Source organism: Sphingopyxis sp. 550B (assembly GCF_057401805.1).
In genome coordinates this window covers 3786064-3812812 of sequence record NZ_CM171610.1, presented here as the reverse complement: position 1 = coordinate 3812812, position 26749 = coordinate 3786064, and the positions used below count along the sequence as shown (strand labels likewise).

The following is a 26749-nucleotide window of genomic DNA, read 5'->3' as shown; positions in this document are numbered from 1 at the left end:
ACACGAACGGGAAGATAAGGGTTCGGTGCCCTGAATGGCTCCCTGCCTCAAGGCAGCACCCGTCCCTCGTCGCGCCCCGGCATCGGCGCGAAGATGCGCAGCGCCGGAGCCGACAGCGCAAGCCATGCCGCCGCGGCGAACAGCGCCACCGGCAGCGACCACAGGTCGGCGACCAGCCCGAGCAGATAGGCGCCCAGCGCCATCCCGCCGAACGTCACCGCCTGATAGATCGACAGGCAGCGCCCGAGGATCGATTCGGGCGAGCGAAGCTGCATCGCGACGTTGAGCGTCGTCAGCGTCGATACCCACATCGCCCCCGTGACGAACGAGGCGAGGAGGATGAGCGGCAGGCTGCGTGTGACCGCGACCGGGATCAGTGCGGCGGCGAAGATCAGCGCCGAGGCGCCGACCACCGTCTCGCTGCCCCAGCGCCGCCGCATCGCGCCGATCCCCAGCGCGGCGCAGATCGACCCCGCGCCGAAGGCGGCGAGGCACAGGCCATAGACGATCTCCGTCCCGTGCAGCCGGTCGCGCACCAGCGACGGCAGCAGCGCCTGGAAACTCGCCGCGCCCAGCCCGAAGACGAGTCCGCGCGCCAATATGCGGCGCAGCGGGTCCGACTGCGCGCAGAAGCGCATGCCGGTGGCGATCGCGGCGAGGATCGGCGTGCGCTTGGGCGGGGTGATGGTCGGGCGCCAGCGCAGCAGCACCAGGATCAGCGCGACATAGCTGAGCGCGTTGAGCGCGAAGGCGGGGGCGGGGCCGGTCAGCGAGATCAGCAGGCCGCCGAGCGCCGGCCCGACACTGCGCGCGAGGTTGAAGGCGATGGTGTTGAGCGCGATCGCCTGCGGCAGATGCTCGTGCCCGACCTGAAGCCGGACCGAGGCCTGCCACGCCGGCGCGTTGAGCGCGGTGCCGCAGCCGACCGCGAGGGTGAAGCACAGCAGCAGCACCGGGCTCATCGCACCGATCCATGTCGTCACGGTCAGCGCCGCCGAGACGATCAGCATCGCGCTCTGCGCCGCGAGCATCACGCGGCGGCGGTCGAAATTGTCGGCGATCGCGCCCGCGAAGATGCCGAGCAGCATGATCGGGATCGACGCGCTCGCCTGCACCAGCGCGACGAACTGATGCGACGGCGTCAGCTCGGTCATCAGCCAGGCGGCGGCGACCGACTGGATCATCGACCCCATGTTCGACGCGAGGTTGGCGATCCAGATCGCGCGGAAGGCGGGAAACCGGAACGGAGCGAGCGCGGAGGACGAGGGAGAACGGGAAGGAGCGGGGGAGCCAGCGTCGATCACGCCGACCCGCCTAGCCGCGCCGCGAAAGCCCCGCAAGCCCGCGCCGGTGCGGCGCGCCGTCCGCGCATTCGACGCGCCCTTGAAATATTCGTGCGCCCCCCACTGGCGCGGATCGGCCCGACTGGTTACATGGGCCGCCACCGAACGAATCGCGCGCGCCGCTTCCCGGCCCGGGGGGCAGACGCCGCCCGCACCAGAAAGTGGCAACCCATGGAAATCATCACCGGCCTGACCTTCGACGACGTGTTGCTGGTCCCCGGCCCCTCGGACATGTTGCCGTCCGAAGCCAATCTCTCGACCCGGCTCACCCGCGACATCGGGCTCAACATCCCGATCCTCTCCTCGGCGATGGACACGGTGACCGAAGCCGACATGGCGATCCTGATGGCGCAGATCGGCGGCATCGGCGTGCTCCACCGCAACCTGACGGTCGAGGAACAGGCGGCGGCCGTCCGCCAGGTCAAGCGCTATGAAAGCGGGATGATCGTCAACCCGATCACCATCACCCCCGACGCGCCGCTGTCCTATGCGATCGCGCTGATGGAACAGCACCGCATCTCGGGCATTCCGGTGGTCGAACCGGGCGGCAAGCTCGTCGGCATCCTGACCCACCGCGACGTGCGCTTCGCCGACAACCCCGGCCAGCCGGTGCGCGAACTGATGACCGCCGACAACCTCGCCACCGTGCGTCCGGGCGTCAGCCAGGAGGAAGCACGCAAGTTGCTTCACCAGCGCCGCATAGAAAAACTGCTCGTCGTCGATGGCGACTATCGCTGCATCGGGCTGATCACCGTCAAGGACATGGAAAAGGCGGTGACCTTCCCCGACGCGACCAAGGATGCCGCTGGCCGGCTGCGCGTCGCGGCGGCCACCAACACCGGCGATTCGGGGGTCGAGCGCGCCGCGGCGCTGATCGACGCCGAATGCGACCTGATCGTCGTCGACACGGCGCACGGCCACAGCCGCATGGTCGGCGCGACGGTCGAGAAGATCAAGAAACTGTCGAACCGGGTGCAGATTCTTGCGGGCAATGTCGCGACCGGCGACGCGACCCGCGCGCTGATCGACGCCGGCGCCGATGGGGTCAAGGTCGGCATCGGCCCGGGCTCGATCTGCACGACGCGGATCGTCGCCGGCGTCGGCGTGCCGCAATTGACCGCGATCCTCGACAGTGTCGAGGAAGCGGCGAAGCATAATGTTCCGATCATCGCCGACGGTGGCCTGCGAACCTCGGGCGACATCGCCAAGGCGCTGGCGGCGGGGGCGTCGAGCGTGATGGTCGGATCGCTGCTCGCCGGCACGGCCGAGGCGCCGGGCGAGACGTTCCTCTACCAGGGGCGCACCTACAAGAGCTATCGTGGCATGGGCAGCGTCGGTGCGATGGCGCGCGGTTCGGCCGACCGCTATTTCCAGCAGGATATCAAGGACCAGATGAAGCTGGTCCCCGAAGGCATCGAGGGTCAGGTGCCGTTCAAGGGTCCCGCGAAGGATGTGATCCACCAGCTCGTCGGCGGGGTGAAGGCCGCGATGGGCTATACCGGCAGCCGCACCCTCAAGGATCTGCGTGAGCGCGCGAAATTCGTGCGCATCACCAACGCCGGCCTTCGCGAAAGCCATGTCCACGATGTTTCGATCACCCGCGAGGCGCCCAACTATCCGGCAGGCTGAGAGGTCGTCATTGCGAGGAGCGTGGCGACGAAGCAATCTCCGGCCACCGTCATACCATACCGCCAGCTGGAGATTGCTTTCCCCGACTTTCGCCGGGTTGCAATGACGAGGGAAGGTTGACGCCATGACTCCCGCAGCCCGCCTCCAGACCGCGATCGAGATTCTCGACGCCATCGCGGCATCGGCGCGCGACGGCGGCCCGCCCGCCGACGCCCTGATTGCCGAGGCGATGCGCGCGCGGCGCTATGCGGGATCGAAGGACCGCCGCGCGATCCGCGCCCTCGTTTACGACGCGATCCGCGCGGTGCGTTCGGCGCCGCCATCGGGGCGTGCCGCGATGCTGGCGCTTGCCGACAGCGATCCCGACCTTGCGGTGCTGTTCGACGGCTCGCCCTATGGCCCCCAACCGATCGCCGATGCGGAGCCGCGCGCCGAAACCGGTCTGGCGGCGCCGGCGCTGATCGACCTGTTCGATCCGCTCGTCGGCGCAGGGGAAGGCGGAGCGATGCTCGAACGCGCCGCGCTCGACCTGCGGGTCAATCGCCTCAAGGCGACGCGCGACGGGCTGGCCAAACTCTTTCCTCAGGGCGAGTCGATCGTGGGCGCGCCCGACGGCTGGCGCCTGCCCCCCGAAACCGCCGCCGCGCAGCATCCCGCCTATGGCGAAGGGCTGTTCGAGGTGCAGGACGCCGCCAGCCAATATGCCGCGGCGGCGCTCGATGCCGCGGCGGGGATGCGGATCGTTGACCTGTGCGCGGGGGGCGGCGGCAAGACGCTCGCCATTGCTTCCTGTACCGGCGACGCGGCCGATATCCTTGCCTGCGACACCAATCGCGCGCGGCTGCGCCAGCTTGCCCCGCGCGCCGAGCGCGCGGGGGCGACGCGGATCGAAACGCGGCTGCTCGACCCGGGCAAGGAGATCGACGTGCTCGCCGACTGGCGCGGCCGGGCCGACCGCGTCTTCGTCGATGCACCCTGTTCGGGCAGCGGTACATGGCGCCGCAGCCCTGAATTGCGCTGGCGCCTCACCCCCTCGCGGCTCGACCGTCATCTGACCGACCAGGCGAAACTGATCGCGCTCGGCGCCGAACTTGTGGCGCCGGGGGGCAAACTTCTTTATGCTGTCTGCTCGATCATCGCGCGCGAGGGGCGGGCCCAGGTGGACGAATTTCTCGACCGGCATCCCGGCTGGACAGCCGACGGTGGCTATCTGCCCGCGGGCATCGGGCGCGCTGCGGGCAGGGGGTTCCTGCTTACGCCGGCGCACGACCGCTGCGACGGCTTTTTCCTCGCACGGCTGACGGCGCCATGTTAGGCTCGCCGCGGATGCGAAGATGGGAGAATGCAATGCGCGTCAGTTTTCTGGCTCTCGGCGCCGGGCTTGTACTGGCCAGCCTGCCCACCGCATCCGACGCGCAGCGCGCCGACAATGACATTCTCCCGCGCTCGGTCGCCCTCCAGCATGAGGGCGAGAATGCGCAGCGCGCGGGCAATCTCGATGGCGCGATCGACTATTATGAATCGGCGCTCGCCGCCGATCCGCGCAACCGCTCGGCGATCATCGCGCTCGCGCAGGTGGCGCGCGCGCAGGGGCTGCCGGGCAAGGCGATCGCACTGTATCGCGAGGCGTTGCTGCTCGAACCCAATGATGTCGTCGCGCTGGCCGGGCAGGGCGAGGCGCTTGCCGACAAGGGCGCGCTCGAACTGGCGCGCGAGAAACTTGCCGACGCGCGCCGCGTCTGTTCGGACGCATGCCCGCAGGTCGCGGCGCTTGAAAAGGCGATCGACGCCGGCGCGTCGAAGCGCGTCGTTGCGGCCGAAGCGATCGCGCCCAAGCCAGTGGTGACGACGGCGAACCCGCCGAGCGGACAGAATTAGGTCGACTGGCCGCCCAGCACTCGCGCCAGCGCAACCCATTCGGCGACACTCACCGTTTCGGCGCGCCGCGTCGGATCGATCCCGATGCGTTCGAGCGCCTCGACCGCGCCCGGCAGACCTTTGAGACTCTGCCGCAGCATCTTGCGGCGCTGGCCGAAGCCTTTTTCGGTCAGTTTCGACAGCAGCGCCGGGTCGACGCCGTGGGGTTGGTCGCTGGGGGTGAGGTGGACGATCGCCGACATCACCTTGGGCGGCGGGGTAAAGGCGGATCGGTGGACCTTCATCGCGATCCGCGCGTTCGATCGCCACTGGGAGAGAACCGCCAGGCGGCCATAGGCGCCGGTGCCCACCGGCGCGACGATGCGCTCGGCGACTTCCAGTTGGAACATCAGCGTCAGCGACCGCCACAGCGGCGGCCATGCGGGCGGCTCCAGCCAGCGGGTGAACAGCGCGGTCCCGACATTATACGGCAGGTTGGCGACGATATGGTAAGGGCCGCCCGCCAGCGCGTCGGCGTCGATCGCCATCGCATCGTCCGAAATCACCGTCAGGCGCCCGTTGAAAGCTTCGGACAATTCGCCGAGCAGCGGCAGGCAGCGCGCGTCGCGCTCGACCGCGATCACGTGCGCGCCGGCGCGCAGCAGCGCGCGCGTCAGGCCGCCGGGGCCGGGACCGACCTCGAACACCGTGGCGTCCGCGAGGTTGCCGGGCAGCGCCGCGATCCGGTCGAGCAACTGCTCATCGAACAGGAAATTCTGCCCCAGCGCCTTGCTAGCCGACAGGCCGTGCGCGCGGACCGTCTCGCGCAGCGGCGGCAGCGGACGCGACGGGTCTTGCGTCACTTCGCGGCTGCGCAGCCGGCCTCGCGCATCGCGGCCATGCGCGCCGCCATCGCGATCGCGGCGATCGTCGGCCCCGGATCGGCCTGGCCGGTTCCGGCGATGTTGAAGGCGGTGCCATGGTCGGGCGAGGTGCGCACGATCGGCAACCCCAGCGTCAGGTTGACGCCGTCGTGGAAATGCAGCGCCTTGAACGGCGCCAGCGCCTGGTCGTGATAGGCGCACAGCAGCGCGTCGTAGCGGTCGCGGATGCCGGGTGCGAACAGCGCGTCGGCGGCGAGCGGTCCGTCGATGGCCAGTCCATCCTCGGCCAGTGCCGCCAATGCGGGCACGATGATCCGGGTCTCCTCGTCGCCCAGCCGGCCGCTTTCGCCCGCATGCGGATTGACGCCGGCGATGGCGAGGCGCGGGTGCGCGATCCCGAAGTCGCGCTTCAGCCCGCGCGCGACGATCCGCGCCTTGGCGACGATCAGGTCGCTCGTCAGCCGTTCGGGCACCTCGGCGAGCGGGATATGCACGGTCAGCGGCACGACGCGCAACGCCGGGCCCGCCAGCATCATCACCGCGTTGGTCGCAGTGACGCCGCAGCGTTCGGCGATGAACTCGGTCTGGCCGGGGTGGGTGTAGCCGATGCTTTGCAGCGCATGCTTGGACACCGGACCGGTGACGAGCGCCGATGCAGCCGGGGTCCGGGTCAACCCGATGCCGGTTTCGAGCGCATGGAGTGCGCAGGTGGCGCCCGCCGCGGTCGGTTCGCCAGGAGTCAGCGCGCCGCTGTCCTCGAGGTGCCAGACAGGCAACGCCTCGGCGAAGGCGGCGACCACTTCGGCCATGTCGCCGACGCGCGCGACGGGGCCGTCCCACACGGCGGCGATCGCGGCCGCATCGCCGATGGCGACGAAGGGGGGCAGGCTATGCTCGCGGCGCGCCACCCAGGCGCGCGCCACGACTTCAGGACCGACGCCCGCCGGATCACCCATGGTGACGGCGATCGGCGGTCGATGAGGGACGACGGTCATCAGCTATATTCGATCACGGCATCCCGGCGCAGGTCGCGCAGATAGCGCTGGGCGCGCTTGTTCACTTTTTCGTCGAGCAGACGCTGCTCGATCTGCTGCAGATCGGGGGCCGACGCGCTTTGCGGCATATCGCGCCCGCACAGCACGAGGACGCTGATCCCCTCGTCGACCGCGCCGAATGGTTGAGAGGTCTGGCCGACCTGCAGGTCCATCATCGTCGCCTGCAGCGGTGCCGGAAGCTGGCGCATCAGGATGTCGCGCGCCACCACCGAGGCGCCAAGGCTCTGTGCCACGGCATCGGCGGCGCCGCAGCCGGCGATGGTCTTCGTCGCTTCGGTGAACTTGCCGGCCAGTTCGCTTGCCTGCGCCGGCGTCGTGCCCGGCGCGAAGTTGAGCGAAATCTGCTTGAGGCTGAGCACCGCATCGCGCGGATCGGCGGTCAGCACCTGGCGCCGGTCGACCATCAGCAGGATCGACATGCCGCCGGGCACCTCGATCGGGCCGACGAACTGTCCGGGCTCCATCTGCGCCGCGGCCTGCGCCATCGAGGGAGGAAGCTGGCCCGGCCGCACCCAGCCGAGATCGCCCCCGACGACGGCGGTCGATGCTTCGGAGAATTGCCGCGCATAGGCCGCGAACGACCCTCCGCTGCGCAGCGCCTCCATGATCTTGCGCGCATTATCTGCGACCGCCGCGGCATTCTCGGGCGTCGCCGACAGATAGATTTCGCCAAGGTGGAATTCGTCCTGTCCCTTGGCCTCGTTGAGCCGCTTGACCACCGCTTCGACCTCTTCGGTCGACACGTTGGTCGTCGACTGGACGTTGCGCGCGAGCAACCGGTCCCAGGCGAACTCGCCCCGGATCTGCTGCTTCACCGCGCTCGCCGACGATCCCTTGGACTTCAGATATTCGGCGAACTGATCGGGCGTCTGCCGGAAGCGCGCCGCGAGCTGGGCGAACTGCTGATCGATCATCGCCTCGTCGATCGTGATATCGGCGGCGCGCGCTTCCTGAATCTGAAGCTTTTCATCGATCAGGTTGCTGAATATCTGCTGACGCAGCCGCTGCTCTTCCTCGGGCGGCAGCACCATGTCGCTGTTGGCGATGCGGATCAGCGCCAGCCGCTGCTCGATGTCGGTCGATGTGATGATCTCGCCGTTCACTGTCGCCGAGGGACGATAGACGTTGGGCTTGGCATCGCCATAGAGCTGGACGTTGCCGGGGATGTTGAGGCTGGTGGTCGGCGTCTCATCGTCCGAAACGGTCTGCGCCAGCACCGGCGTCATACCCGCGGCCGCGACGGCAAGCAGGCCGATCATGGTCGAAAATCTGGTCATCTTCACCCTATTCGAGAAATATCGCGACGCTCCGTATCAGCCGGAATGCCTGCTGGTCCAGCGCAATCGGCCGTTCGGACCCGTTCGTCCTTCGGATAGGCGCGCGTCGCTGAACGCAAGCTGAGCGGGCCGCGCCTAGAAACCGAGGTTGCGGAACGCGATACGGAAGGAAAAGCTGTTGCCGCGGCGCGCGTCGCCGGTGTCGATATAGTCGCGGCGCCAGGTCAGCGCGATCGACAGGCAATCGTCGTCATAGGCGATGCCGAGCCGGTGTCGAATCGGCTCCCACCCGTCGGAAGTGGCGCTCGGGTCGTCTTTCTTGCCGGTAAGGTCGACGATCGCCGAACCGAAGAGCGACCAGTTGCGGGCGACCGCGACGCGGCCGCCGGCACGCACCTCCTCGCGGTCCTGCAGATCCTCGCCGAGCAGCAGGATGTCGCGGTTCAGCCGCGAATAGCCGAGCACGGCATAGGTCGACTGGCTGCCGATCGTCGCGTCGAACTCGTTGCGCCGCACCGCCAGATTGTCCTTGTCGAGCCGGAAGCGATGCGTGAGGCGCAGGAAATCCCGATAGGCGACGGTCGTCCGCCCGACGATGTCCGAGGTGCGGTTGGTCAGGCCGGTGCCGTTCGGGAACAGGCTGGGCTTGTCCGAAAGGCGATAGCTCTGGCCGATCACCGTGTTGATGTTGAAACCGGGGCGGCTGTAGTTCCATTCGAAGCCATAGGTGATGCGCGCGCCGTCCTCGAACCGGTCGTAGCCGTTGAAGCGGTTGATCGCGAAGAGATTGCTGTCCTCCAGGTCGAAGGCGCGCGAATCCTCGTTCGGGATGTCGAGGTTCTTGAGCGGCGGGGTCGCCACGACCTGTATGCGCGGGGTCAGCGTCTGCGTACCGCCCAGCAGCTCGCCGATGAAGGGCCAGCGCATGTCGGCGGCGATCGCGGCGATGCCGCGCCCCTGCCAGCCCGACTTGCCGCGATAGCCGGGAATGGCGGTGAGCAGATTCTCGTCGCTGTGATAGATATCGCCGCGCACCATGGCGGTCAGCGCGATTTCCTGCCCCAGCCCCGTCAGGCCGCGCAGATCCCAGCGCGCGCCGGCGAAGGCGCGCTGCGTGTCCTGTCCGGCCGTCCGCCCGATCGCCAGCGTGTTCAGTTGCAGCTCGAACTGCCCGCCGAGCCACGGATCGTCGAGCCGCTGGCGATAGTCGATGATCGGCAGCGCGACCGGCTGCTGCCCTTGCACGTCGTTGACGCGCAGCGTCTGCGTCGCCCAGCCCGCGATCGACAGATAGCTTTGCCCGCCGATCCGTTCGACCTCGAAGGTCGAGCGCAGCCGGTCGTCGCGGCTGATGTCATAGCGCCGCATGAAGGTGCGGTCGCTCGCGATGCGGCCCGAATAGGTGAGGCTCCAGCGCGGGTCGAACTGGAACTTGCCCGCGCTTTCCAGATAGCCGCGGAATTCCTTGGTCGAACGCGTCGGCGCGCCGACGAGCGGTACCACCGAACTGTGGGTCGCATAGCCGTTGATGCGGAACGAGCCGATATCGGTCAGCGCGCGGAACTCGCCCTCCAGCATCGGCGCGGCGCCGGTATAGAGGTGCGGCGTGATCGTCAGGTCGCGGTCGGGCGCGAGGCGCAGGTAATAGGGCAGGGCGAATTCGAACCCGTTGGTCCGGTCGACCCGCACCTCGGGGACCAGGATGCCGCTGCCCGCCTCGCTGTTCGCCGGATGGCTCAATCCGGGCAGGGGGATCAGCGGCAGGCCGAAGATCTCGACCCGCGCGCCCTTGTAGCGCACCTTGTTCTTCGTGCGGTCGTACAGCACGCGCACGGCGCGAATCTGCCAGCTCGGCTTTTTCGGGCAACCGGCCGCGTCTTCGACCGGGCAGGGCGTATAGGCGGCGTTTTCCAGCTCGATATTGCCGTTGTCGAAGCGGGTGCCCTTCACCGCTGCAAGCCGCGCGCCGTTGTCGAGCACGACCAGCAGATTCTCGACCACCCCGTCGCGCAGGCTGTCGGTCAGGACGATGCGGTCGCCATAGGCGGTGTCGCCTTCGGGATTCTTGATCGCCACGTCGCCCTCGGCGACGACCTCGCCGGTCTTGCGGTTCCACGTCACCTTGTCGGCGCGCATCGATATGGTGTCGCGGTTCATCGCGACATTGCCCTCGGCGACGACGATTTCGCTGTCGGTGTCGTAGTTCAGATTGTCGGCGGCAAAGCCGATCTGCTGCTCATCCGCCGGAGCGGGCGCGTCGGTCGTGACGGGCGACGCCGCGAGAGTCTGGAGGTCGGGTTCGTCCTGCGCGGCGGCGGACGGTGCTTCGCGCGCCTGCTGCGCGAACGCCTGGCTTGCGAACAGGGCAAGGCCGCTCGCGGTCGCCAGCCCGAAGGCCTGCACACCCGTCGTCGGTCGGAACAAAGCCCAGTTCATCGAATCCCTTTGTCCCACATCTCGCTAGCGTCCGCCCGGACTGGATCGGCTGCTTTGTTTTTGCAACTCGCAGGCGAAACCCCTATCGGTCCGGCACGTTCCAATCAATCGTCGCATAAGAAAGTAGGTCCATGGACATTCAGTTTGTCGCGCAAATCGCTGCGTCCGCCGACGTTGTCGCCTTTCCGGTCCGCAAAGGGGGCGCTTCCGCGCTCGGCGCGCTGCTCGGGGCGCTCGCGGCTCAGACGCGGTTCGACGGCGCGGCGGGCACGGTGGCGGAGACCGCGGCGATCGACGGCGATCAGGCAAGGCGGCTGCTGCTCGTCGGGATCGGCGAGGGAACGACGCACGACCTCGAACGCGGCGGCGCGGCGCTCACCGCACGGTTGCAGACGAGCGGCGTCGGGACGGTGCATGTCGATTTCGCGAGCGCCGGGCAGAGCGACGAGGAGGACATTCTCGCCTTTGCGATGGGCGTGAAGCTGCGCAACTGGCGGATCGACACCTATCGCACCCGGCTGGCCGACACCGCGAAGCCCAGCCTGCAGAAGGTTGTCATCGCGTCGCCCGCCGGCGACCTGTCTGCGCGCTGGGGGCGCCAGTCGGCGGTCGCCGACGGCGTCGCGCTGACCCAGACGCTCGTCGCCGAGCCGCCGAACATCCTCTATCCCGAAAGCTTCGTCGAGCGCTGCCGGCATCTCTCCGACCTCGGCGTCGAGATCGAGGTGCTCGACGAACGGCAGATGAAGGCGCTCGGCATGGGCGCGCTGCTCGGCGTCGCGCAGGGCTCGACGCGTCCGCCGCGGCTCCTGGTGATGCGCTGGAACGGCGGCAATTCCGGCGATGCGCCGGTCGCCTTCGTCGGCAAGGGCGTCACCTTCGACACCGGCGGCATCAGCCTGAAGCCGGGCCCCGGCATGGACATGATGAAATGGGACATGGGCGGCGGCGGCGCGGTCGCGGGCGCGATGAAGGCGATCGCCGGGCGCAAGGCGAAGGCGAATGTCGTCGGCGTCATCGGACTGGTCGAAAATATGCCCGACGGCAACGCGCAGCGGCCCGGCGATATCGTCACCACCCTGTCGGGCCAGACGGTCGAGGTTCTCAACACCGACGCCGAAGGCCGCCTCGTGCTGTGCGACGCGATCGCCTGGGTCCAGCAGGCCTGTTCGCCCAAGGTGATCGTCGACCTCGCGACGCTGACCGGTGCGATGGTGATCGCGCTCGGCCATGAATATGCCGGGATGTTCGCGAACGACGACGATCTGGCGGCGAAACTGATCGAAGCGGGCGAAGCGAGCGGCAACAAGCTGTGGCGCTTCCCGCTGTCGCCGGCCTACGACAAGCTGCTCGACAGCCCGATCGCCGACATGAAGAACATCGGCCCGCGCGAGGCCGGGTCGATCACCGCGGCGCAATTCCTCAAGCGCTTCGTCGGCGAAGGCGTCGCCTGGGCGCATCTCGATATCGCGGGCATGGCGTGGGCCGACAAGGACGGCCCGGTGTGGGCGAAGGGCGCGACCGGCTACGGCGTGCGGTTGCTCGACCGCTATATCGCCGACAATCACGAGGGCTGAAGCCCGAGGTGGCCCGCGTCGATTTCTATCGGCTGACCCGCGATCCGGTCGAGCGGGTGCTTCCCGCGATCGCGGCGCGCATCCTGGACGGCGGCGACCGGCTGCTGGTGGTCGCCGCGTCGGCGATGCAGCGGCAGGCGATCGACGAAGCGCTGTGGACGCTCCAGCCAGCAAGTTTCCTGCCGCACGGCGCCGCCGGATCGCCCGACGAGGCGATCGAGCCGATCCTGCTGGCGGGGACGCTCGATACGGCGCCCGCGAACGGGGCGCGGCTCGTCGCGCTTGCCGATGGCGCGTGGCGCGACGAGGCGCTCGGCTTCGACCGCGTGTTCCTGCTGTTCGACAACAGCCGGATCGACGATACCCGCGCGACGTGGCGCGCGCTGGGCAAGGCCGATGGCGTGGAGCTTCATTTCTGGAAGCAGGACGAGCGCGGGCGCTGGTCCGAGGGACCCTGACCCGTCGTGTGACGGCCATCACCGACACGCTGCGCCGCGCTCGTCAGGGTCTGTCACGATCGACCGGGGGTGACAGGCGGGAATCCGTCCGATAGCCTGCCGGCCAGCAGGAGGATCATGATGACGACGCGCCTTTTCTCTTCGCTTCCCCTCGGTGTCGCGGCTGCCGCTGCGTTGCTCGTGGCGGGTTGCGGATCGAAATCCGAGACCGAGGTCGCTAGCGGTACCGTCACCGATCCCGACACCGGCGAAAAGACTGATTACAAGATCACCAGCAGCGCCGACGGCGAAGAGGGCAATATCAGCATCAGGACCGAGGACGGCGAGATGCGTTTCGGCGGCGGCGCCGCCAATGCGAAGCTGCCGGCGGGCATCGCGCCCTTTCCGGGTGCGAAGATGACCGGGGGCTTCGCCGCCTCGGGCAAGGACGGCGACGGCGGCATGGCGAGCTTCGAGGCGAAGGCGAAGGCGGCCGACGTCATCGCCCATTTCCGCAAGCAGGCCGAGGGTGCCGGCATGAAGGTGACGACCGAGGTCAAGGCGGGCGACACGCTGATGCTGGGCGCCGAAAAGGAAGGCGCGGACAAGACGGGGATCCAGGTCACGGCGACCCAGGCGGGCGATATGGTCAACGGCACCGTCACCTATAGCACCGGCGGCTGATCGCCGCGGCTCGCGCGGCTTTCGCTCTTTTCTTGCGGTGCGGCAAAAGCGCGGCTAGAGGCGCGCGCATTCCAGACACAGCAAGGCAGGAGCTTTCCCCATGGCGGTCACCCGCACCTTTTCGATCATCAAGCCCGACGCGACGCGTCGCAACCTGACCGGCGCCGTCACCAAGGCGCTCGAAGACGCCGGGCTGCGCGTCGTCGCATCGAAGCGCATCCACATGACCCGCGAGCAGGCCGAGGGCTTCTACGCGGTCCACAAGGAACGCCCCTTCTTCGGCGATCTGGTCGCCTTCATGACCTCTGGTCCCGTCGTCGTGCAGGTGCTCGAGGGCGAGGACGCCGTGAAGCGCAACCGCGACATCATGGGCGCGACCAACCCGGCCGACGCCGCCGAAGGTACGATCCGCAAGAGCTTTGCCGAGAGCATCGAGGCGAACTCGGTCCACGGCAGCGACAGCGACGAGAATGCGGCGATCGAGATCGCCTTCTTCTTCAAGCCCGAAGAAATCGTCGGCTGAGCGAGGCCTTCGGCGATATTCGACAAGGCCGCCGGAGCGATCCGGTGGCCTTTTCCTTACGCGTCACAGCAGCGGGCTGAGCGTCGCGACCAGATTCTGCCACAGGCGGCGCACCGTGCCGACATTCGCGATGGTCTCCGCCGTGACCGGGGTCGACTGCGCCAGATAGGCATCCTGCCGGGCGCGGATATCGGCGGCGAAACGCTGGTCGGCGAACAGGATATTATTCTCGAAGTTGAGTTCGAAGCTGCGCCGGTCGAGATTCGCCGACCCGATCAGCGCCACCTCGCCATCGACGACCATCGTCTTGGCGTGGAGCAGGCCCGGACCGAATTCGTAAAGGCGCACGCCCGCCGCGATCAGCGGCTCGTAATAGCTCCGGCTGGTATTGGCGACGATCCGGCTGTCGTTGCGGCGGGGCAGGATCATCGTCGTCGCGACGCCGCGCCGCGCGGTGTCGAGCAGCGCGCAGATCAGCTGTTCGTCGGGCACGAAATAGGGGGTGGTGATCACCAGTTCGCGCCGCGCGGCGTGGATCAGCGAGGTGAAGCAGGCGGTCATCGCGGGATAGGGCAGGTTGGGGCCGGTGCCGATCACCTGCGCCGCGATCCCGGGATCGGCGGCGGGGGGTGGCTCGGCCGCATCGCCCAGCAGGTCGCCGATGTCGTCGCCATGCTCCGATTCCCAGTCGGCGGCGAAGACGAACTGGCAGTCGCGCACGACCGGTCCTTCCCATCGCGTCATGATGTCGACCCAGGGCGCATAGCGCGACTTGATGCGGAACTCGGGATCGGCGAGGTTCTGGCTGCCGCACCAGGCGATGCGGTTGTCGACGATGAGCTGCTTGCGGTGGTTGCGCAGGTCGAAGCGGCCGCGGATCAGCGTCCAGACCAGCCCGCCGATCGGCAGCGCGATCCGCGCGTCGACCCCGGCGTTGCGCAGCGCGATCCAATGCGCCGATCGGATGAAACCGCGCGAGCCGAGTGCGTCGGCCAGCACGCGCACCTTCGCCCCGCGCTGCGCGGCGCGGATCAGCGCATCCTTGATGCGAAAGCCGTTGTTGTCGGCGAGCCAGATATAGAAACACAGGTGAACGGTCGATTTCGCCGCGTCGATGTCGGCGACCATCTCGCGGATCGCCGCATTGCCGTCGGCGGCCAGATGCGCGCGATTGCCCAGCGTCGGGGGCAGGGCGTTCACCGTCTCGGCGAGCGCGAAGGGCGCGGCATAAGGCGTCTTCGCCAGCTTTCTGCGCGCTGCCGCCTTTTCGCTCGGGTGCGGCAGATGCGCCTCGATCTGCCGGTATCGCGCGCGCCGTTTCGCGCTGATCCGTGCTTCGCCGAGCAGCAGATAGGCGACGACGCCGACCACCGGGACCGCGATCGCGGCGATCAGCCAGGCGAGGCGCGAGGCGGGCTCGCGTTGCGGGCGCAGCAGGATGCGCGCGATCACGGTCGCATAGACCGCGATCCACAGGATCGTCAGGACGAAGGCGATGTCGGACCGCATCGCCCTTCATTCACCCCGCTTTTGCCGAAAAGGCCAGCAGCAATCCGCCCGGCGTCAGAATTCGTCCGCGGCCGCCATCAGCCCGGCGAGCTTCTTCGGCGCGACCGCGCGCCAGCTTCGCGCGATCCGGGCGCCGAGGTCGTCCCAGTCGTTGTCGCCGGTATCGAGCCGGATGCCGATCCAGCCGACGCCGAAATAGGCGGGACGGAAATGCCGCTCCGCGTCCTGCTCGATCAGCAGGGCCTGCTCCTCGGCGCCGCTGATCTTGACGAGCAATGCGGTGCGACCGTCGCCGTGGTGATCGTGGCTGAACCAGGCGAATTTCTTGCCCTTGACGATTCCGAAGCAGGGCATGCCGTGCGACAGCGTCTCCTCGGCCTCGGGCATCGCCATTGCCAGTTCGCGCACGCGGGCAAGCCAATAGTCGGGCGTCGCCTCGCGCATCACGAAGGCGGCGAGGGTCGGGGCATAGAGCTGATGCTCGGCGATCAGCACCCGCGCGGCGAGGCTGTCGGCGGTATCGCCGGGCAGGATCGCGACTGGCGTCTGCGCCAGCACCGGCCCGTCGTCGAGCGCCGCGGTCACGACATGGACGCTGCATCCGCCGAACTCGTCGCCGGCGTCGATCGCTTGCTGGTGCGTATGGAGGCCCTTGTATTTGGGAAGCAGGCTGGGATGGATATTGAGCATCCGTCCCTCCCAGCGCGCGACGAAATCGGCGCTCAGGATGCGCATATAGCCCGCGAGCGCGACATAGTCGGACCCTGCGGCGCGGAGCTGCGCATCGACGAGCGCGTCGAAGGCATCGCGGCCCATGCCCTTGTGCGACTGCGCCCAGGTCGCGATGCCCTCGGCCGCTGCCAGCGTCAGGCCCGGCGCGTCGGGATTGTTGCTCGCGACGAGGACGATCTCGAACGGGCAACTGTCGGCCTTGGCGGCATAGAGCAGCGCCGCCATGTTGGTGCCGGTGCCGGAGATCAGAACGGCGACGCGGGCTTTCGTCATCAAATCCTCCCCGCTTGCGGGGAGGGGGACCGCGAAGCGGTGGAGGGGGCTCGCGTCCCCAAGCCACGCAGGCGGGCCACGATGGCCCCCACCGTCAGCCGCTGCGCGGCTGCCACCTCCCCACGCGTGGGGAGGATTTCAGCCATGATGCGTCGCCGACCATGCCGCCATCGCGCTCCACGTCTCCGACCCGCCCGACACGGTGCAGCCCTTCTCGCCCTCGGCGATATGCCCGATCCGGTGCACCGTCTCGCCCGCGGCCTCCAGCGCCGCGGTCACGTCGGCGGCGTCGGCTTCCGCCACCACCACCGCCATGCCGATCCCGCAGTTGAAGGTGCGCGCCATTTCCTCGGGCTCGATATTCCCCTGTGCCTGCAGGAAAGCCATCAGCCGCGGCTGATCCCACGCATCGGCATCGACATGCGCATGCAGCGTCTTCGGCAGCACGCGCGGGATATTCTCGAGCAGCCCGCCGCCGGTAATGTGCGCGAGCGCGTGGAACTTGCCGCTCTTCACCAGCGGCAGCAGGCTCTTCACATAGATGCGCGTCGGCGCCATCAGCGCGTCGATCAGCAGCACGTCATGATCGAACAGCGCCGGGCGTCCCAGCTTCCATCCCTTGTCGGCGGCGAGGCGGCGCACGAGCGAAAATCCGTTCGAATGCACGCCCGAGGACGCAAGGCCGAGGATCACGTCGCCCGCCGCGACCTTGTCGGCGGTCAGCACCTGGTCGCGCTCGACCGCGCCGACGCAGAAACCCGCGAGATCGTAATCGCCTTCGGCATACATGCCGGGCATCTCGGCGGTCTCTCCGCCGATCAGCGCGCATCCGGCCTGCCGGCATCCTTCGGCAATGCTCGCGACGACTGCGGTCGCGACATCGTTGTCGAGCTTGCCTGTCGCATAATAGTCGAGGAAGAACAGGGGCTCGGCACCCTGCACGATCAGGTCGTTCGCGCACATCGCGACAAGGTCGATGCCGACGCCTTCGTGCCGCCCCGATTCGATCGCGAGCTTGAGCTTGGTGCCCACCCCGTCGTTCGCCGCGACGAGCAACGGGTCGCTGAAACCCGCGGCCTTGAGGTCGAAGAAGCCGCCGAAGCCGCCCAGGTCGGCATTGGCGCCGGGACGGCGCGTCGCACGGGCGAGCGGGGCGATGGCACGGACCAGCGCATTGCCGGTCTCGATCGATACCCCGGCCTGGGCATAGGTATAGGAGGCGGGTTGGTTATGCTTGGAATCCATGGCACGCGCGCCTAACTCTTCCCGGCGACAAATGCCATGATTTCCTTGTCGCTGGCCATGGCTTTCGCGTAGGGCATGCTGGAATCACCGTTACGGCGCCGAGGTGGCGGCAGGACGGAACGGCTTCGAGGGTTGAACCAAGAGTAGAGATGATTTCCGCCGCTTCCCTCCCGTTCCCTCGCTTTTCGCGATCGATTTCCTGGCCGCGCGACTGGCGCTGGGCCGCGTTTGCCGCGCTGTTGCTGGCGATTCTGGTCGCCGGCCTCGTCGAGGGGCAGATCAGTCGCGGCAATCGCGGCATCACCCCTATCAACAGCAGCGGCGATTTCCTCGCCAGCGGAATCACCGTCGATGTCGTCGGCGCCAATGCCGACGAGGCGCGCGAAAAAGGGTGGCGTGAGGCACAGCGCAAGGGGTGGCAACAGCTTTATCGCCGGATCAACGGCAGCGACGGTCCCGCGCTCGGCGATTCGGTGCTCGACGGCATCGTCACCGCGATCGTCGTCGAAAAGGAACAGATCGGGCCGCGCCGCTATGTCGCCACGCTGGGCATCCAGTTCGATCGCGTACGCGCGGGACAGATATTGGGTGTCAGCGGCCGGACGCTGCGCTCGCCGCCGCTGCTCGTCATCCCGGTCTATTCGGTCGACGGCATCGCGCAGGTGTTCGAACAGCGCAGCGCGTGGCAGCGCGCCTGGGCCGAATATAATACGGGGCAAAGCGCGATCGACTATGTCCGCACTGCGGGCACCGGCGCCGATACGCTGCTGCTCAACGCCGGGCAGACGGGGCGGCGGGGGCGCGTCTGGTGGCGGGTGATCCTCGACCAATATGGCGCCGCCGACGTGCTGATGCCGATCGCGCGCGTCGAATACAGCTATCCCGGCGGGCCCATCAAAGGCTATTTCACCGCGCGATTCGGCCCCGACGACAAGCTGATCGACAGCTTCACCATGACGGGGCCGAGCCCCGCCGCGCTGCCCGACATGATGGAAAAGGCGGTCGCGCGCATGGATGCCATCTATACCAATGCGCTGGCAGCCGGCGTCCTGCGGACCGACACCTATCTGGTCCTCGAAAAGCCGGTCGAGAAGGTCGACCTGCCCGAGGATGCGGCCGGCGACGACACGCTGCCCGTCGAAACCGACGCCAGCGTTTCGGCGACCCCGCCCGCGGGCGTCCAGAGCTTCACCGTCCAATATGTGTCGTCCGACGTCGAATCGGTTTCGGCGACCGAGCGCGCGGTCGGCGCCATCGCCGGGGTCCAGTCGGCCTCGACCACCAGCCTTGCGCTTGGCGGCACGTCGGTGATGCGCGTGACCTTCCGCGGCGACCTCGGTACGCTCAAGGCGGCGCTCGCCGCGCGCGGCTTCAAGGTGCAGGAAGGCGGCGGGCAGCTCAGGATCAGCCGCTGATGGCGGTCGTCACGGGACAGATCGCACTGCCGCTCGACTGGAGCGCTGGCGGCGCCAACGACGGCCCGCTGATCGTCGGGACGAGCAATGCCGACGCGGTGCGCTACCTGCGCCACGTCGCGACCTGGCCGGTGCGGACCGCCGTGCTCACCGGGCCGCGCGGTTCGGGCCGCAGCCTGATGGGGCGCTTGTTCGCTCGCGAGACCGGCGGCCGCGTCATCGACGGGCACGACAGCGTTTCGGAAGAGGCGCTGTTCCACGCCTGGAACGCGGCGCAGGCGTCGGGGACGCCGCTGCTGATCATCGCCGATGCGTTGCCGGCCGACTGGGGGATCGCGCTTCCCGACCTCGCGTCGCGGCTGCGCGCGGTGCCGGTGCTGACGATCGGCGAGCCCGACGACTGCCTGGCGCGCGACCTGATCGAGGCACTGTTCGCGCGCCGCGGACTGGCGATCGCGCCCGAGGTTCCCTCCTACATCGTGCCGCGGATGGAGCGCAGCTATGCGATGATCCACCGCATCGTCGCCGCGCTGGACGCGGCCTCGCTCGAAAAAAGGCGCCGCATCGGCATTCGTCTTACGCGTGAAACATTACTGTCACAGGGGCTGATCGATTCCGATTTGCTCGAAAGGCAGGATGACGCCACATGTCGATAGCTGCAGGCCCTCTTCGCGCCGAAAATGACGCCAATCCGGCGCCGCCCCGCTTCGGTCCCGAACGCTTCTTCAACCGCGAACTGTCGTGGCTCGCCTTCAACCGGCGGGTGATGGAGGAGGCGCGCAATCCCGCGCATCCGCTGCTCGAACGCCTGCGCTTCCTGTCGATCTCCGGCAGCAATCTCGACGAATTCTTCATGGTCCGCGTCGCGGGGCTGAAGGGGCAGCAGCTTCAGGGGATCGACGACCCGTCCGCCGACGGCCGCTCGCCGGGGCAGCAACTCGCCGAAATCGAGGCCGAGGTGAAGCGCCTCGTCGATCAGCAGCAGAGCGAATGGCAGCTTCTCCATCGGCTGCTGGCCGAACAGGGGATCGTCGTCCACGGTTCCGATTCGGACCCGGAGGCGCTGCGCGCGGCGCTACGTCCCTATTTCATCGACCAGATCTTTCCGATCCTGACCCCGCAGGTGCTCGACCCGGCGCACCCTTTTCCCTTCATCCCCAATCGCGGGCTGGGGGTGATCTTCGATCTCCAGCGCAAGGCGGATGGCGAGACGGTGCGCGAACTGGTGATGCTGCCGCCATCGCTGCCGCGTTTCGTGTCGCTGCCGGGCGAGGCGAGCGCCGTCGTGCCGGTCGAATATCTGGTCAAGATCTTCGCCGACCTGCTGTTCCCCGGCTTCACCGTCCGCTCGCGCGGGGTGTTCCGCATCATTCGCGACAGCGACATCGAGATAGAGGAAGAGGCGGAGGATCTCGTCCGCCTGTTCCGCACCGCGATCCGCCGCCGCCGCCGCGGTCGCGTGATCCTGCTCGAATTCGGCGCCGACATGACCGAGGAACTGGCGGCGGTGCTCGGCGACGGCATTCAGGGGCACGAGGCGACGATCGCCAAGATCGGCGGCTTCGTCGGCCTCGCCTCGCTGTCCGCGCTGGTCGAGATCGACCGGCCCGACCTCAAGTTCCCGGCCTATTCGCCGCGCTTTCCCGAACGCATCCGCGAACATGGCGGCGACTGCTTCGCCGCGATCCGCAGCAAGGACATCGTCGTCCACCATCCCTATGAAAGCTTCGACGTCGTCCTGTCCTTCCTGCGCCAGGCGGCGGCGGACCCCGACGTCGTCGCGATCAAGCAGACGCTCTACCGCGCCGGCAACCAGTCGCCGGTCATCCGCGCGCTGATCGAGGCGGCGGAGGCGGGCAAGTCGGTGACGGCGATCGTCGAGTTGAAGGCCCGCTTCGACGAAGAGCAGAATCTGCTGTGGGCGAACCAGCTCGAACGCGCCGGGGTGCAGGTCGTCTATGGTTTCATCGAGTGGAAGACCCACGCCAAGATTTCGATGGTCGTACGCCGCGAAGGGCAGGGGTACCGCACCTATTGCCACTTCGGCACCGGCAATTATCATCCGGTCACCGCGCGCATCTATACCGACCTCAGCTTCTTCACCGCCGATCCGCGCGCCGGTCGCGATGCCGCGCAGCTGTTCAATTACATCACCGGCTATGTTGAACCCGGGCGGCTGGAAATGGTGACGATGTCGCCGCTCAACATGCGCCGGCACCTCAGCGAGCTGATCGACGCGGAAATCGCGGCGGCGAAAGCGGGGCGCCCGTCGGGTCTGTGGGCGAAGATGAACAGCCTCGTCGATCCCGACATCATCGACAAGCTTTACGAAGCGAGCGCGGCGGGCGTGCCGATCGAGCTCGTCGTGCGCGGCATCTGCTGTCTGCGTCCCGGCGTGCCCGGCCTGTCGGAGAGGATTCGCGTCAAATCGGTGGTCGGCCGCTTCCTCGAGCATAGCCGCATCTGGGCCTTCGCCAACGGCGCGCGCCTGCCGCACAGCGGCGCGAAGCTCTATATCTCCAGCGCCGACTGGATGCCGCGCAACTTCGACCGGCGCGTCGAATATATGATCCCGATCGAGAATCCGACCGTGCACGACCAGATCCTCGACCAGGTGCTGGTCGCGAACCTGATCGACAATGAACAAAGCTGGGTGCTTCAGCCCGACGGCACCTATGTGCGTCTGGTTCCGGGCGACAAGCCGTTCAACCTGCATCATTATTTCATGAACAACCCTTCGCTTTCGGGACGCGGCACCGCGCTCCACAAGCGCCACGACGTCCCGACGCTCGACGTCCATCTGCGCGGGGACTGACCTCTTGCCCGTCCTCCGCTCTGCGGTCATCGACATCGGTTCGAACTCGGTCCGCCTCGTCGTCTACGAAGGGGCGGCGCGCGCGCCCGCGGTGATCTTCAACGAAAAGGTGCCGGCCGGGCTCGGGCGCGGCCTGGCGATCGACGGCGCGATCGCGCCCGAGGATGCGGCGCGCGGTCTCGCCGCGCTGCGCCGCTACGCGCTGCTCGCGCGCCAGATGGAGGTGGGCGACCTGCAATGCGTCGCGACCGCGGCGGTGCGCGACGCGACCAACGGCGCGGACTTCATGGCCGGCGCGGCCGAGGCGGGGCTCGAGATCCGCTTGCTGTCGGGCGCCGAGGAAGCGGAGGCGGCGGGCTGCGGCGTGCTGGCGGCCATTCCCGATGCGCACGGCATCGCGGTCGACCTCGGCGGCGGCAGCTTGGAACTGGCCGAGGTCGCCGACGGCGCGGTCGGGCGCCGCGCCTCCTTTCCGCTCGGCGTGCTGCGCCTGCCGGCGCTGCGCGGGCAGGGGCAGCAGGCGTTCGACCGCGCGGTGCGCCAGCTGCTGAAAGCGGCGGGCTGGCCGGGCGACATGGCCGGGCTGCCGCTCTATCTGGTCGGCGGTTCGTGGCGCGCGCTGGCGCGTCTGGATTTCGAACTGACGCGCTATCCGCTGCCCGTGCTCGATCATCACGTGATCCCGCGCACGGCGCTGCGCCGCCTGATCCGCGCGACGAAGCGGATGAGCTTCGAGGAATTGCGCGCGATCCCGGGCATGGCGTCGAACCGCGCCGCGGCGCTGCCCGACGCGACGATGCTGCTGGCGACGCTCGTCGATATCATCGACGCGCCGCAGATGACGGTCTCCTCATCGGGGCTGCGCGAGGGCCTGCTCTATCAGGCGCTCGATCCCGCGACGCGCGCGCAGGACCCGCTGATCGCCGCCGCCGAATTCGAGGGGCGCCGCCTCGCGCGCTTCGGATCGCACGGCCGGACGATCGCCGACTGGATCGCGCCGCTGTTCGCGAGCGAAACCCCCGCCGACGCCCGCATCCGGCTCGCCGCGAGCCTGCTGAGCGACGTCGCCTGGTCGGCGAACCCCGATTTCCGCGCCGAACGGAGCACCGAGATCGGCCTGCATGGCAACTGGCGCAGCATCGATATTCCGGGCCGCATCCTGCTCGCGCGCGCGCTCCATGCCGGATTCGGCGGCGCCGACGAGGATTTCCCCCCGATGGACAGCCTGGTCGCGGCGGAGCGGGTCGAGCGCGCGCGGCAATGGGGTCTTGCGATCCGGCTTGCGCAGCGCCTGACGGGTGGGGTCGAAGCGCCGCTGAAGGCCAGCGCGCTCGCGCTCGTCGATGGCAAGCTGCAACTCAGCCTCGATCCCGGCTGGCATCATCTGGCGGGCGAGGCGGTCGATCGCCGCCTGCGCGCGCTGGGCCAGGCGCTGGGCGCCAAGCCCGAACTGGTGCTGCTTTAGCGCGCATCGCCGCTTAAGGTTGGCAACTATGCCACGTCGACGAACTGTTCCCCGGCGAAAGCCGGGGTCCATGCGAGGTAGCGCTGCACTTTCTGGACCCCGGCTTTCGCCGGGGAACAAACTCGGTCGTCAGGCGTCGGCCGCCGCCGGCTCGATCTCGCTCATCACCAGCTTACCGCCCCGGACGGCGAAACCCATCCGTCCCTCGACCAGATCGAGCGCCGCCTGGCCGAACACCTCGTAGCGCCAGCCCTGCATCATCGCGATGCCGTCGCGGCGCCCGGCGGCGAGCGCTTCCAGATCGTCGCTGCGCGCGATCAGCCGCGCCGCGACATTGAGTTCGCGCGAGCGGATCTTGAGCAGCAGCTTGAGCAGGTCGGCGACGAGCGCGCCCTCCTTGCCCAGCCCCGGCCCGCGCGGGGCGCGGTCGGGCATGTCTTCCTTCGCCAGCGGCTGCGCACCGGCGAGCGCTTCCATCAGCCGCCCGCCGATATCGTTCGATTTCCACGTCGCCGACAGGCCGCGCACTCGGCCCAGCCCATCCTGATCCTTCGGCGGGTGCGCGGCGAGGTCGGCGAGCGTCTCGTCCTTGACGATGCGGCCGCGCGGCAAATTCTTGTTCCGCGCCTCGCGTTCGCGCCACGCCGCCAGCGCCTTGAGCCGGCCGAGCACCTCGGGTTTGCGCGTCGGCGCCTTGATCCGCAGCCACGCCTTGTCCGGATCGACGCTGTAGTGTGCCGGGTCGGCGAGCTTTTCCATCTCTTCGTCGAGCCAGTGCCCGCGGCCGGTCTTCACCAGCTTCTTCAGCATCATCGGGAAGATCTTGGCGAGATGGGTGACGTCGCCGATCGCATAGTCGATCTGGCGCTTGTCGAGCGGCCGGCGGCTCCAGTCGGTGAAGCGCGCGCCCTTGTCGAGCTGCACGCCCAGCCACGCTTCGACCAGATTCGAATAGCCGACCTGCTCGGCCTGACCGAGCGCCATCTGGCCGATCTGCGTGTCGAAGATCGAATGCGGCGTCTTGCCGGTCAGGTTGAAGATGATTTCGACATCCTGCCCCCCGGCATGGAAGACCTTCAGCACGTCCTCATTGTCGACGAGCAGGTCGAGCAGCGGCTGCAGGTCGATGCCCGGCGCCATCGGGTCGATCGCCGCGGCATGGTTGCTGTCCGCGATCTGGATCAGGCACAGTTCGGGCCAGAAGGTATTCTCGCGCATGAACTCGGTATCGACCGCGATGAAATCGCTGTCTTTGATGAGGTCGACAAATTCAAGGAGCGCCGCGCTGGACTCGATCAACGGATGGATTTGCATGGGGCGCCTATACCGCGACTTTTTCGCGACGGGCAGGAAAAATTGGTGACGGCGCGGTTCGTGCGCTGCGGCGGGGGAGAATGGAGATTCGCGCAGAGGCGCAGCGACCGCAGAGAAGGAAAGAATGAAATTCACGCGGAGACGCGGAGGCGCGGAGAAAGTCGGGCCGATAGGCCCCTCCTTTTCCTGACCTCGATTTCATCGCGAAGCTGGAGAGAGAAAAGCCGCTTCGCGGCAAGCGCTGCCTCTCCGCGCCTCCGCGTCTCCGCGTGAACCGAAATCACTGCGGTCTCTGCGCCTCTGCGCGCACTTTTTCTTTCCCCTATCCCGGCTCGCCCCGAACCCATTTCCCAGCCCGCCCTTGACAAATGGCGCGCCGCATTGCCTTAGGCGCGGCCATGTCGGCGCGTTTCCGGGGCGCGCCTCTCCAGCCTTTGAAAGACACGAAAATGCACGCCTATCGCACCCATAACTGCGGCCAGCTTCGCAGCCAGGACGTCGGTCAGACGGTCCGCCTGTCGGGCTGGGTGCACCGCAAGCGCGACCATGGCGGGCTGTTGTTCGTCGACCTGCGCGATCATTACGGCCTGACGCAGATCGTCGCCGACAGCAGCGACCCGGCCTTCGCGACGCTCGACGGACTGCGCGCCGAAAGCGTGGTCACGGTCACCGGCGACGTCGTCGCGCGCTCGGCCGAGACGGTGAATGCGAACCTGCCCACCGGCGAGATCGAGGTGCGCGCGCGAGACGTCGCGGTGCAGTCGGCGGCCGCCGAACTGCCGCTTCCGGTCGCGGGCGAGCAGGAATATCCCGAGGATATCCGCCTGAAATACCGCTTCCTCGACCTGCGCCGCGAACGGCTGCACGCCAATATCCTGCTGCGCGCGAACGTCATCGCCTCCCTGCGCCGCCGTATGGTCGAACAGGGGTTCACCGAATATCAGACCCCGATCCTCACCGCCTCGTCGCCAGAGGGTGCGCGCGACTATCTGGTGCCCAGCCGCGTCCACCCCGGCAAATTCTATGCGCTGCCGCAGGCGCCGCAGATGTTCAAGCAGCTGCTGATGGTCGCGGGCTTCGACCGCTATTTCCAGATCGCGCCCTGCTTCCGCGACGAGGATGCGCGCGCCGACCGTTCGCCCGGCGAATTCTATCAGCTCGATTTCGAGATGAGCTTCGTCACGCAGGACGATGTTTTCAATGCGATCGAACCCGTCCTTGCTGGCGTGTTCGAGGAATTCGCGAACGGCCGGTCGGTGACCCCGGCGGGCAGCTTCCCGCGCATTCCCTACCGCGAATCGATGCTGAAATACGGCAATGACAAGCCCGACCTGCGCAACCCGCTGATCATCACCGACGTGTCGGCGCATTTCGCCGGATCGGGTTTCGGCCGCTTCGCCGACATCGTCGCGGCGGGCGACGTGGTGCGCGCGGTGCCGGCGCCGGGGACGGCGGAAAAGAGCCGTAAATTCTTCGACGACATGAACGCCTGGGCGCAGGGCGAAGGCTTTGCGGGGCTCGGCTATGCGACGCGCAAGGGCGGCGAGTGGGGCGGCCCGATCGCCAAGAACCACGGACCGGACAAGATGGACGCGCTCGCCGCCGAACTCGGCCTCGGTCCCGTCGACGGCCTGTTCTTCGCGGCGGGCAAGGAAGCCGTCGCGGCGAAGCTCGCGGGCCTCGCGCGCACGCGCGTCGCCGAACAGCTGGACCTGATCGACCAGAACCGCTTCGATCTGTGCTGGATCGTCGATTTCCCGATGTTCGAGGCCGATGAGGACACGGGCAGGATCGATTTCAGCCACAACCCGTTCAGCATGCCGCAGGGCGAGCTGGAGGCGCTGGAGACCAAGGACCCGCTCGATATCCTCGCCTGGCAATATGACATCGTCTGCAACGGCGTCGAACTGTCGTCGGGCGCGATCCGGAACCATCGCCCCGACATCATGTACAAGGCGTTCGAGATCGCCGGCTATTCGCAGGCCGATGTCGATGCCAATTTCAGCGGCATGATCAACGCCTTCAAGTTCGGCGCACCGCCGCACGGCGGGTCGGCGCCGGGGGTCGACCGCATCGTGATGCTGCTCGCCGACGAACCGAACATCCGCGAGGTCGTCGTCTTCCCGATGAACCAGAAGGCCGAGGACCTGATGATGGGCGCCCCCGCGCCCGTCACCGAAAAGCAGCTTCGCGAACTTCATATCCGGCTGGTGGACGGGCCGAAGGGCTGACGGACACGCTCCGTTCGGGCTTTCTCTTGCGATGGTTGTGAAACTGTG

General features: G+C 67.9%; 21 protein-coding genes. 12 read left to right on the top strand and 9 right to left on the bottom strand.

The window, feature by feature from the left end; translation table 11 throughout:
• Nucleotides 1-47: 47 nt before the first annotated feature.
• The gene (locus tag AC2S9W_RS17615; protein WP_234002444.1) at nt 48-1445 is read right to left on the bottom strand and encodes an MFS transporter; all 1398 of its coding nucleotides are present in this window, start codon (nt 1443-1445) and stop codon (nt 48-50) included.
• A gap of 69 nt (nt 1446-1514) precedes the next feature.
• Here AC2S9W_RS17615 and guaB point away from each other — a divergent pair, with 69 nt between their 5' ends.
• From guaB to AC2S9W_RS17600, 3 genes are all read left to right on the top strand, one after another.
• The gene (gene guaB / locus AC2S9W_RS17610; protein WP_424537991.1) at nt 1515-2972 is read left to right on the top strand and encodes an IMP dehydrogenase; all 1458 of its coding nucleotides are present in this window, start codon (nt 1515-1517) and stop codon (nt 2970-2972) included.
• Between the two features lie 124 nt (nt 2973-3096).
• Complete coding sequence (locus AC2S9W_RS17605; protein ID WP_486571356.1) at nt 3097-4287, top strand: RsmB/NOP family class I SAM-dependent RNA methyltransferase; 1191 nt, start codon at nt 3097-3099, stop codon at nt 4285-4287.
• 32 nt (nt 4288-4319) lie between these two features.
• Nucleotides 4320-4850 carry a tetratricopeptide repeat protein gene (locus AC2S9W_RS17600; RefSeq protein ID WP_067107588.1) on the top strand — a complete coding sequence of 177 codons (531 nt, stop codon included), beginning with the start codon at nt 4320-4322 and terminating at the stop codon, nt 4848-4850.
• Here the strand turns inward: AC2S9W_RS17600 and rsmA are convergent.
• From rsmA to AC2S9W_RS17580, 4 genes are all read right to left on the bottom strand, one after another.
• Complete coding sequence (gene rsmA, locus AC2S9W_RS17595) at nt 4847-5692, bottom strand: 16S rRNA (adenine(1518)-N(6)/adenine(1519)-N(6))-dimethyltransferase RsmA (protein ID WP_486571355.1); 846 nt, start codon at nt 5690-5692, stop codon at nt 4847-4849. The two genes, AC2S9W_RS17600 and rsmA, sit on opposite strands and share 4 nt — an antisense overlap.
• Nucleotides 5689-6708, bottom strand: coding sequence for a 4-hydroxythreonine-4-phosphate dehydrogenase PdxA (gene pdxA, locus AC2S9W_RS17590; RefSeq protein WP_076076122.1), 1020 nt, complete (start codon nt 6706-6708; stop codon nt 5689-5691). The genes rsmA and pdxA overlap by 4 nt, the downstream gene beginning before the upstream one ends.
• The gene (locus AC2S9W_RS17585) at nt 6708-8045 is read right to left on the bottom strand and encodes a peptidylprolyl isomerase (RefSeq protein WP_067107585.1); all 1338 of its coding nucleotides are present in this window, start codon (nt 8043-8045) and stop codon (nt 6708-6710) included. The genes pdxA and AC2S9W_RS17585 overlap by 1 nt, the downstream gene beginning before the upstream one ends.
• 135 nt (nt 8046-8180) lie before the next feature.
• Nucleotides 8181-10481: an LPS-assembly protein LptD gene (locus AC2S9W_RS17580; RefSeq protein WP_486571354.1), complete on the bottom strand. Its 2301-nt coding sequence runs from the start codon at nt 10479-10481 to the stop codon at nt 8181-8183.
• A 131-nt stretch (nt 10482-10612) separates the two neighbouring features.
• Here AC2S9W_RS17580 and AC2S9W_RS17575 point away from each other — a divergent pair, with 131 nt between their 5' ends.
• The 4 genes from AC2S9W_RS17575 to ndk all read left to right on the top strand — a co-directional run bounded on the left by AC2S9W_RS17575 (nt 10613) and on the right by ndk (nt 13702).
• Nucleotides 10613-12058, top strand: a complete 1446-nt coding sequence (locus AC2S9W_RS17575) for a leucyl aminopeptidase (RefSeq protein ID WP_067107579.1) — start codon at nt 10613-10615, stop codon at nt 12056-12058.
• An 8-nt stretch (nt 12059-12066) separates the two neighbouring features.
• Nucleotides 12067-12516 (top strand): DNA polymerase III subunit chi, encoded by a 450-nt coding sequence (locus tag AC2S9W_RS17570; RefSeq protein ID WP_076076116.1) that lies wholly within the window; start codon nt 12067-12069, stop codon nt 12514-12516.
• A 120-nt stretch (nt 12517-12636) separates the two neighbouring features.
• Nucleotides 12637-13179 (top strand): hypothetical protein, encoded by a 543-nt coding sequence (locus AC2S9W_RS17565; protein WP_286749871.1) that lies wholly within the window; start codon nt 12637-12639, stop codon nt 13177-13179.
• 100 nt (nt 13180-13279) lie between these two features.
• Complete coding sequence (ndk, locus tag AC2S9W_RS17560; RefSeq protein ID WP_067107570.1) at nt 13280-13702, top strand: nucleoside-diphosphate kinase; 423 nt, start codon at nt 13280-13282, stop codon at nt 13700-13702.
• Between the two features lie 63 nt (nt 13703-13765).
• On the opposite strand, the gene cls is transcribed toward ndk, so the two are convergent.
• The 3 genes from cls to purM form a co-directional block, all read right to left on the bottom strand.
• Entirely contained in the window at nt 13766-15211 is a 1446-nt protein-coding gene (gene cls, locus AC2S9W_RS17555; RefSeq protein WP_475282767.1) for a cardiolipin synthase, read from the bottom strand.
• A gap of 54 nt (nt 15212-15265) precedes the next feature.
• A complete protein-coding gene (gene purN / locus AC2S9W_RS17550; RefSeq protein WP_486571353.1) occupies nt 15266-16216 on the bottom strand; it encodes a phosphoribosylglycinamide formyltransferase in 951 nt (316 codons plus the stop codon).
• A 138-nt stretch (nt 16217-16354) separates the two neighbouring features.
• On the bottom strand, nt 16355-17461 hold the full coding sequence (purM, locus tag AC2S9W_RS17545; protein ID WP_475282765.1) for a phosphoribosylformylglycinamidine cyclo-ligase: 1107 nt from the start codon (nt 17459-17461) through the stop codon (nt 16355-16357).
• Nucleotides 17462-17700: 239 nt separating this feature from the next.
• Between purM and AC2S9W_RS17540 the strand changes: the two genes are divergently transcribed.
• The 4 genes from AC2S9W_RS17540 to AC2S9W_RS17525 are packed head-to-tail and all read left to right on the top strand — an operon-like array spanning nt 17701 to nt 23156.
• Complete coding sequence (locus tag AC2S9W_RS17540) at nt 17701-18876, top strand: heavy-metal-associated domain-containing protein (protein WP_486571352.1); 1176 nt, start codon at nt 17701-17703, stop codon at nt 18874-18876.
• Entirely contained in the window at nt 18876-19532 is a 657-nt protein-coding gene (locus AC2S9W_RS17535; RefSeq protein ID WP_486571351.1) for an HdaA/DnaA family protein, read from the top strand. Before AC2S9W_RS17540 ends, AC2S9W_RS17535 begins: the two co-directional genes overlap by 1 nt.
• The gene (locus AC2S9W_RS17530; RefSeq protein ID WP_486571350.1) at nt 19523-21691 is read left to right on the top strand and encodes an RNA degradosome polyphosphate kinase; all 2169 of its coding nucleotides are present in this window, start codon (nt 19523-19525) and stop codon (nt 21689-21691) included. Before AC2S9W_RS17535 ends, AC2S9W_RS17530 begins: the two co-directional genes overlap by 10 nt.
• A gap of 4 nt (nt 21692-21695) precedes the next feature.
• Nucleotides 21696-23156 (top strand): Ppx/GppA family phosphatase, encoded by a 1461-nt coding sequence (locus AC2S9W_RS17525; RefSeq protein ID WP_486571349.1) that lies wholly within the window; start codon nt 21696-21698, stop codon nt 23154-23156.
• 129 nt (nt 23157-23285) lie between these two features.
• Here AC2S9W_RS17525 and rnd read toward each other — a convergent pair whose 3' ends face one another.
• A complete protein-coding gene (rnd, locus tag AC2S9W_RS17520) occupies nt 23286-24470 on the bottom strand; it encodes a ribonuclease D (protein WP_424539690.1) in 1185 nt (394 codons plus the stop codon).
• A 449-nt stretch (nt 24471-24919) separates the two neighbouring features.
• Here rnd and aspS point away from each other — a divergent pair, with 449 nt between their 5' ends.
• Nucleotides 24920-26701 (top strand): aspartate--tRNA ligase, encoded by a 1782-nt coding sequence (aspS, locus tag AC2S9W_RS17515; protein ID WP_486572100.1) that lies wholly within the window; start codon nt 24920-24922, stop codon nt 26699-26701.
• Nucleotides 26702-26749: the final 48 nt, after the last annotated feature.